At 71.3% G+C, this 6,861-nt stretch carries 7 protein-coding genes; 5 read left to right on the top strand and 2 right to left on the bottom strand.

Features of this window, described 5'->3' with window-relative positions; all coding sequences use genetic code 11:
* Positions 1-793: flagellar motor protein MotA (locus K9U41_RS20955; protein ID WP_282642788.1), on the bottom strand; the 793-nt coding region annotated here is incomplete at its 3' end.
* A 111-nt stretch (positions 794-904) separates the two neighbouring features.
* Positions 905-1,552: a DUF938 domain-containing protein gene (locus K9U41_RS20950; RefSeq protein ID WP_282642787.1), complete on the bottom strand. Its 648-nt coding sequence runs from the start codon at positions 1,550-1,552 to the stop codon at positions 905-907.
* Positions 1,553-1,973: 421 nt separating this feature from the next.
* Between K9U41_RS20950 and K9U41_RS20945 the strand changes: the two genes are divergently transcribed.
* From K9U41_RS20945 to K9U41_RS20925, 5 genes are all read left to right on the top strand, one after another.
* Positions 1,974-2,894: an AAA family ATPase gene (locus K9U41_RS20945; RefSeq protein ID WP_282642789.1), complete on the top strand. Its 921-nt coding sequence runs from the start codon at positions 1,974-1,976 to the stop codon at positions 2,892-2,894.
* A 29-nt stretch (positions 2,895-2,923) separates the two neighbouring features.
* Positions 2,924-3,871: a DUF58 domain-containing protein gene (locus K9U41_RS20940; protein ID WP_282642786.1), complete on the top strand. Its 948-nt coding sequence runs from the start codon at positions 2,924-2,926 to the stop codon at positions 3,869-3,871.
* A complete protein-coding gene (locus K9U41_RS20935) occupies positions 3,868-4,455 on the top strand; it encodes a DUF4381 domain-containing protein (RefSeq protein WP_282642785.1) in 588 nt (195 codons plus the stop codon). The genes K9U41_RS20940 and K9U41_RS20935 overlap by 4 nt, the downstream gene beginning before the upstream one ends.
* Positions 4,452-5,483, top strand: coding sequence for a vWA domain-containing protein (locus K9U41_RS20930; RefSeq protein ID WP_282642784.1), 1,032 nt, complete (start codon positions 4,452-4,454; stop codon positions 5,481-5,483). Before K9U41_RS20935 ends, K9U41_RS20930 begins: the two co-directional genes overlap by 4 nt.
* Positions 5,483-6,861 (top strand): VWA domain-containing protein (locus K9U41_RS20925; protein ID WP_282642783.1); only part of this gene is annotated, 1,379 nt, incomplete at its 3' end. The genes K9U41_RS20930 and K9U41_RS20925, both read left to right, overlap by 1 nt.

The raw sequence follows: 6,861 nt of genomic DNA, 5'->3' as shown, positions 1-6,861 counted from the left end.
CGGGTGGAGGGGCGACAGCGGACAGGCGGGCCGGCTCGCGCTCGGCGCCGAAGCCGCGCTCGCGCGGCGCCTCGTCGAGGTCGCGCACGGTGGTGGAGAGCCAGTCCTCCAGATCGGTATAGAAGCGCGTCTGCGCCTGCCCGGCCTGAAGGTCGAGGAAGCCGAGCACCAGCGAGCCCGCCAGGCCGAACAGGGAGGACGAGAACGCCGTGCCCATGCCGCCGAGGGGGGCGGCAAGGCCGGTCTTCATGTCCTCAAAGATGGAGCCGGAATCGGGCCCCACCTGCAGCGAATTGATGACCGTGCCGATGGAGGATACGGTTTCCAGCAGGCCCCAGAAGGTGCCGAGCAGGCCGAGGAACACCAGCAGGCCGGTGAGGTAGCGCCCCATGTCCCGGCTCTCGTCGAGGCGGGTGCCGATGGAATCGAGGATCGAGCGCATGGTGGCCTGGGAGATGGACATGCGTCCCACCCGGTCGCCCAGCAGCGCGGCCATGGGCGCGAGCAGGGTGGGCGGGCGCGCCACCGCCAGCCCCGGATCGGAGAGGCGGAAGGAATTCACCCATTCCACCTCCGGAAACAGCCGTGCCACCTGCCGGATGGCGAGGATGATGCCCACGGCGAGCACCCCGAAGATGACGCCGTTGAGGCCCGGATTGTTGAGGAAGGCGCTGACGATCTGCCGGTGCAGCACAGCGGCCAGCGCCGCGCACAGGGCCAGGAACACGATCATCCGCACCAGGAAGATCTGGGGGGACGATACCTTGATGAAAGGATCGACGACGCGCGCCATGAAGGGTCCTCGAGCGGAAGGAGCATCGAGCGGAAGATCCGACCCGGCCCTGATAGCAGATTGCGGTGAGTCTGGCTCACCCCAATCCGGTCAAGGCCGTGCGGTGCCCGACTATGGCACAGCGCCGGTGCCGGGCGAAACCGCCATGACCTTGCGGAACACCAGCGACAGGTTGTTGGACGGCATCTCGACCACCCGGGCGAGGGCAAGGCCGTTCCTGGCCGCGCAGGCGGCGACATCGGAAAGGTGGCGCAGGCCGAAGCGCGGGTCCTGCCGCTTCAGGTCGGCGTCGAAGGCCTCGTTGCTGGGGGCGGTGGGCACGCCATCCTGCCGGAACGCGCCATAGGCGAACAGCACGCCGTCCGGCGGCAGGCGGGCACCGGCGCCTCGCATGAGGCCTTCGGTGGCCTCCCACGGGCTGATGTGGATCATGTTGACGCATACCACCGCATCCACCTTGCCCACCGGCCACTCGCCGGCGGCGGCGTCCAGGGCGAGGGGCGGGCGCACGTTGGCAAGGCCTTCGGCCGCGGTCCAGGCGGCGATGGAGGCGCGCGCCTCGGGGGAGGGGTCGGAGGGTTGCCAGAGGAGGTGCGGCATCCTGCGGGCGAAATACACCGCGTGCTCGCCGGTGCCGCTGGCGATCTCCAGCACCAGCCCGGTCTCGGGCAGAAGCCGAAGGAGCTGGGCGGCGATGGGCTCGCGGTTGCGCGCAACCGCCGGGGCGGAGCGGCGCGCGTCGGGGGATGGATCGGGCAAGGGGTGAATACTCCGCTGCGTCAGGGGTCCCGGAGCCGGCCGGGCAGGGGCCGGGCTCGGGGCCGGGCTGGCTTCATCTTGGCGGGTGAGGCTCGCGGGCTCAACCGCCCGTCATGCCTCCATCCGCCGCAGCGGTGCTGCGCATTCCGTGTGTCCTACCCGGCGTGTCCATGGCCAGGCGCGCCGCGCTGGCTGAAAAATGAATGCGAGATAATGTGCGATCACGCATCGGCGGCGATATAAGGAACCAAAGCCAGCGCGAGACCGGAACCCTTCTTTCATGACGACAAGCCGTGACGCCAGTTTCCTGGAAGGTGCCTTTGCCCGGGCGCGGCCCCCCGTGGCGGATCGCGCCGTTCATGAGCGTGGGGCTCATGAGAGTGCCGGGCTCGATCGGGCGTTCGACGATCTCGCCGCTTATATGAACGCCTGCATCCTTGGCCAGCCGGCCTTCGTGGAACTGCTGCTCATCGCCGTGCTGGCCGACGGCCACCTTCTGGTGGAGGGCGCGCCGGGCCTTGCCAAGACCAAGGCCATCAAGGCCTTGGCCCGCGCCATCGACCTGAGCGACCAGCGCATCCAGTTCACGCCGGACCTTCTGCCCTCCGATCTTACCGGCACCGACATCTACCGGCCCGAGGACGGCACCTTCCGGTTCCAGAAGGGGCCGCTGTTCCACAATTTCATCCTCGCCGACGAGATCAACCGCGCCCCGGCCAAGGTCCAGTCGGCCCTGCTGGAGGCCATGGCCGAGCGGCAGGTGACGGTGGGCGGCAAGACCTACCGCCTCGACGACCTGTTCATGGTGATGGCCACCCAGAACCCCATCGAGCAGGAGGGCACCTATCCCCTGCCCGAGGCCCAGCTCGACCGCTTCCTGCTGCACGTGCGCATCGATTTCCCCGATATCGCCGCCGAGCGCGAGATCCTGCGCCTGGTGCGCGGGGAGGCGCGGGGCGTGGCGCCGGACTTCGGCCCGCCCCTGCCGCAGGAGGTGGTCTTCGCCGCCCGGCGCGCGGTGGCGGCGGTGCATATGGCCGAGCCGGTGGAGGAATATCTGCTCCAGATGGTGCAGGCGACGCGCCATCCCGAGCTTTACGGTGCCGACCTCGAAGGGCTGGTGAGCTTCGGCGCCAGCCCGCGCGGCACCATCTCCCTCGATCGCTGCGCCCGCGCCCATGCCTGGCGGCGCAAGCGCGACTATGTGGTGCCGGAGGACGTGCAGGCCGTGCTGAAGCCGGTGCTGCGCCACCGCGTGCTCATGACCTTCGAGGCCGAGGCGGACGGGGTGACGAGCGACGATTTCATCGACCTCCTCATCGCCCGGGTGCCGGTGGGCTGAGGTCGCGGACCGCCATGTCGGAACGGGAGATGTCGGACAAGGATCCGTTGAAGGGCATTGTCGCCCGCCTGCCGGAGCTGGTGGCCGCCCGCCCGCGCGGGGGCGGCGGCTTTGCGCCTGGCGGCAAGGTGCGCACCCACCAGTTCGGCGGCCACCGCTCGTCCTTCCGCGGCCGCGGCATGGAATTCGACGAGGTGCGCGCCTACCATCCCGGCGATGATGTGCGCACCATCGACTGGCGCGTCACCGCCCGCACCGGGCGCACCCACACCAAGCTGTTCCAGGAGGAGCGCGAGCGCCCCGTCCTGATCCTCGCCGACGCCCGCGCGCCCATGCGCTTCGGCACGCGCGGCAGCTTCAAGTCGGTGCTGGCGGCCAAGGCGGCGGCGATCCTCGCCTGGGTCGGCATCGCCGGCGGCGACCGGGTAGGCGGCGTGGTGCTGGCGCCCTCCGGCGTCGGCGCCTTCCGGCCGGAGCGCAGCCGCCGGCGGATCCTGAATTTCGTGCGCGCCGTGGCCGACGCCACCGCCGAGCGGGTGGGACCGGAGGGCACGGGACCCACGCTGGCGGAAGCGCTGGCGCGGACCCGTGCGCTGGCGCGGCCCGGCACGCTTATCTTCCTCGTCACCGACTTTGCCGATCTCGACGCCCATGCGGTGCGCGAGCTTGAGCGGCTGGCGGTGGACAACCACGTCACCTGCCTGTTCGTGTTCGACCGGCTGGAGGCGCAGATGCCGGACCCCGGCCTCTATCCGGTCACCGACGGTGTGGCGGTGGCACGGCTCGATTCAGAGCGCGCAACGCTGCGGGACGCCTATGCCCAGCGCTTTTCCGCGCGCCACGACGGAGTCGAGCGGATCTGCCGCGAACGCGGCATGACCTTCCTCGATCTTGAGACCGGCAGCGATCCGGCGGATGTGCTGCATCCCGAGCGGCTGCGGCCGCTCCAGTCGGCGGGGCGGCGGGCGCTGGCATGACGTCTCCCAATACGCCCGCTCCCTCCGCGCCCGATTTCTCGACGCCGGATTTCCTGACGCCGGGCGCCAGGATCCCCGACGCTCCTCCCGCCCCCTCGCTTGAGGAACAGCTCGCCACCCTGCGGGATATCCATCTGCCGCCGGACGTGCCGTTCTGGCCGCCGGCGCCCGGCTGGTACGCGCTGGCGGGGCTGGTCCTGCTGGTGGGATTGGTGCTCGCCATCCGCGAATGGCGCTGGCGGCAGACCCTCGCCTACAAGGCGCTGAAGGAGTTCGAGGCGAGGCTGGCGCAGGCCGGTGCGCAAGAGGGAGGCGATGGCCTGCCCGATCCCCAGACCATCGCCGTGGCGGCCTCGGGCATTTTGCGCCGGCTGGTGCGCGCCCAGTCCGGGGATGCGGCCACGGCCCTCACCGGGGAGGCGTGGACGCGGGTGCTGGTGGCCGGCAAGGCGGGCTTCGGCGTCGCCGAGGCCGCATACCTGTCCCGCGCACCCTATTACCCGCCCGCAGCCGCCCCCGATGCCGGGATCGCGCCCCGGGCCTTCGTGACCGCCGTGCGGCGCTGGATCAGGGCGCGCGCATGATTACCCTGCAATGGCCCTTCGTGCTGGCGCTGCTGCCGCTGCCGTTCCTCGTCCGTCTGCTGTTGCCGCGCGCGCCGGAGCGGCGGGCGGGCGCCCTGCGCCTGCCGTTCTTCGCGGAACTTGCCCGCGCCGGCCTCGTCGCCGACGGCCGGCCGCGCTTCAGCCGCCTGCGGCTCGCAGCGCTCGCCTTCATCTGGACCCTTCTGGTCGTCGCCGCCGCGCGGCCGGTCTATGTGGGCACGCCCGTCGCCATCCCCGTCGAGGGGCGCGAGATGATGCTGGCGGTGGACCTCTCCGCCTCCATGCTGTCGCCGGACCTGGCCCAGTCCGGCCTGCCGGCGAACCGGCTCCAGGTGGTCAAACGGGTGGCGGACGACTTCATCGCCCGCCGTACCGGCGACCGCATCGGCCTCATCCTGTTCAGCACGCGGGCCTATGTGCAGGCGCCCCTGACGCTTGACCGCAATGTGGTGCGCCAGCTCCTCGCCGAGGCTTCGATCGGCATGACCGGGCGCAACACCTCCATCGGCGACGCCATCGGCCTTGCGGTGAAGACCCTGCGCGACCGGCCCGCCAAGGATCGCGTGCTGATCCTGCTCACCGACGGCGCCAACACCTCCGGCGTGCTCGAACCCGCCGAGGCGGCGGCCATTGCCGCCAAGGAGAATGTGCGCATCCACACCATCGGCGTCGGCGCCGACGGGCTGGACTTCGTGCCGGGCGCGCCCATGAACCCGTCCGGCGACCTCGACGAGGATGCGCTGAAGACCATCGCGGGCCTCACCGGCGGCCAGTATTTCCGCGCCCGGAACGACAAGGGTCTCGCCGCCATCTATGCCGATATCGACCGCCTGGAGCCGGTGGCCGGGGACCCCCAGTATGTGCGCCCCACCATCGCCCTGTTCTACTGGCCGCTGGGAGCCGCGCTGGCGTCGAGCTTCCTCCTCTCGGCCCTGCTGCTGATGCATCTGCCTGTGCGCCGCCGCGCGGGCGGGGGTGAGTCGGCGCCCGTGGAGGGTCCCGCCTGATGCCGGCGAGCTTCCATTTCCTGCGGCCCGAATGGCTGCTGGCCCTGCTGCCGGCGGCCGTGCTGGCAGCGCTGCTGTGGCGCCGGCTCAGGCAGGGCTCGAACGACTGGTCGCGGGTGGTGGACCCCCATCTGCTGGTTCATCTCGCCGCGTCGGGCGGACGACAGACGGGCCGCTGGCCGATCCTGCTGCTGCTGGCGGGTTGGGTCGCTGCCATCGTCGCCATGGCCGGGCCCACATGGGAGAAGCTGCCGCAGCCGGCGGGCGGGCGGCTTGAACCCGTGGTGGTGGTGCTCAGCCTCACCCGCTCCATGGGCGCCAGCGATGCCAGCCCCACCCGCCTTGCCGCCGCCCGCTACAAGGTGGCGGACGTGCTCGCGCGCATGCGCGGCGGCGAGGTGGCGCTGGTGGTCTTTGCCGACATTCCCTTCACCGCCGCGCCCCTCACGCAGGACGCCCGCGTGGTGGGCCAGATGCTGCCGGACCTTGCCACCAACCTGATGCGCGGCGGCCCGGCCCGCACCGATCTCGCCATCGAGAAGGGGGTGGAGCTTCTGAAGGGCACCGGCGCGTCCACCGGGCGCATCCTCCTCCTGGCGGATGGCCCGGGGGATGACCCGGCCAAGGCGCAGGCGGCAGCCAGGGCAGCGGCGGCGGCGGGCTTCAAGGTCAATGTGATCGGCGTCGGCGCCTCCGGCGGGGACGGGGCGGCGCCCTTGGACGCGGCGGGCCTCTCCGCCCTTGCCGTGGCCGGGCGCGGGGCGTTTTCGCGCCTCACCGCCGACGATAGCGACCTGGAGAGCGCCCTGCCGCTCACCAGCGCTTCCGCCGCGGCGCCGCCGGTCGATCAGGACGGTTTCACGGCGGACGTGTGGGCGGACATGGGGCCGTTCGTGCTCCTCATCGGTCTGCTGCTGGCGCCGCTGGCTTTCCGCCGGGGGTGGATCGCCGTGCTGCTAATCGCCGCCGCGCCATCGCTGCTCGCGCCCCGTCCGGCCGCGGCGGGGACGTGGGACGACCTGTGGTGGCGGCCGGACCAGCAGGGCGCCTCCGCCTTCAGCGCCGGGGATTACCCGACCGCCGCCCAGCGCTTCGAGGATCCGGCGTGGCGCGCGGCCTCGCTCTACAAGGCCGGCGAGCATGCCGGCGCGGCCGAGGCCTTTGGGCGGATTCCCGGCGCCGACTACAACCGCGGCAACGCGCTGGCCCGTTCCGACCGGCTGGAGGAGGCCGTCGCTGCCTACGACGCCGCACTCAAGGTGGACCCCGCCGACGCCGACGCCAGGTTCAACCGCGATTTGGTGCAGGGCATCCTCGACGCCCGCAAGAAGAAGGAAGACGAGAAGAAGGACGATCAGAAGAAGGATAAGGGCAATTC

This window comes from Xanthobacter autotrophicus (assembly GCF_029991245.1).
GTDB classification, from domain to species: Bacteria; Pseudomonadota; Alphaproteobacteria; order Rhizobiales; family Xanthobacteraceae; genus Xanthobacter; species Xanthobacter autotrophicus_C.
This window is presented reverse-complemented; position numbering and strand designations above follow the sequence as displayed.